The 1,102-nt window shown below is 60.6% G+C and carries 2 protein-coding genes; both read left to right on the forward strand.

Features of this window, described 5'->3' with window-relative positions:
- Nucleotides 1–655: TonB-dependent receptor (locus EOL86_15445; GenBank protein ID NCD26964.1), on the forward strand; the 655-nt coding region annotated here is incomplete at its 5' end.
- Between the two features lie 84 nt (nucleotides 656–739).
- The coding region (locus EOL86_15450) for a DUF4405 domain-containing protein (GenBank protein ID NCD26965.1) at nucleotides 740–1,102 on the forward strand (363 nt) is incomplete at its 3' end.

The raw sequence follows: 1,102 nt of genomic DNA on the forward strand, positions 1-1,102 counted from the left end.
GGACACCCTGACCTTTGATCCCGAATATTCCTGGAATTACGAGTTGGGCCTGAAAACCCAGTGGTTCGGCGGTCGCCTGCTGGCCAACGCGGCCCTTTTCTACATCGACATCTCGGACAAGCAGGTCATGGAATACGACCGAAACACCCTGTCCAAGGCCATCACCAACGCGGCCAAGGCTCATTCCCAAGGCGTGGAAGTGCAGCTCCAGGCCCGGCCATTCGCGGGCTGGGATTTCTTCGGCAGCGCCGGATACAACGAATCGCGCTTCGACGATTTCACGGCCACCCAGTGGAACGAAACCCAGACCGCCCTGATCGAAAAGGACTACAAGGACAACTTTCTGCCCAACGCTCCCCGCTACACCTACAGCCTGGGCGCGCAGTACCGGGCCGAGAACGGATTCTTCGCTCGCGCCGATCTGACCGGTTCCGGGCGCTTCCACGGCGACGAGGAAAACCTGACCACCCAGAAAGCCTACCGCACCGTCAACCTGCGCCTGGGCTACGAATGGGACAACTGGGGCTTCTACCTCTGGGGCAAGAACATTTTTGACGAAGAGTATTGCACCTTTGTGACCCCGTTCGAGGACACGACCATCTGCCTGGACGGCGAGCCGCGCGCCATTGGCGCCACCCTGACCTGGAATTTCTGACGCTCCGCGACAGTTGAAACCTTACAACCGCGCCGGCTGCCGTTTTTCAACAGCCTGCCAACCCAAATCCAACGGATCACGCCCATGAAAAAACTCCGCCCAACCACATCCCTTGTCCTGCTTTTTTCCGGCCTCGTGCTTCTGGTCAGCAGCATCGTGCTCTTCATCGCGCCCCCGACCCATGTCGGCCATTTCTCCCCGTGGCGCATGCTCGGCCTTGGCCGCTGCCAATGGAACCTTGTACATATCATGAGCGGCCTGCTCTTTGTCCTGGCCAGCCTCGTCCATGCCTGGCTAAATTGGAATCCTGTCCGGGCCTATTTCGGCCGCAAGGGGGAGAGTTCCTTCCGTTGGCCCGTGGTCGCGGCTGCTGTCCTGACCGTTTACATCTGCGCCGGCAGCCTGGCCGGACTGCCGCCCATGCGCCAGTTCGTGGACGGGCTGCGC

Source organism: Deltaproteobacteria bacterium (assembly GCA_009930495.1).
GTDB lineage: Bacteria > Desulfobacterota > Desulfovibrionia > Desulfovibrionales > Desulfomicrobiaceae > Desulfomicrobium.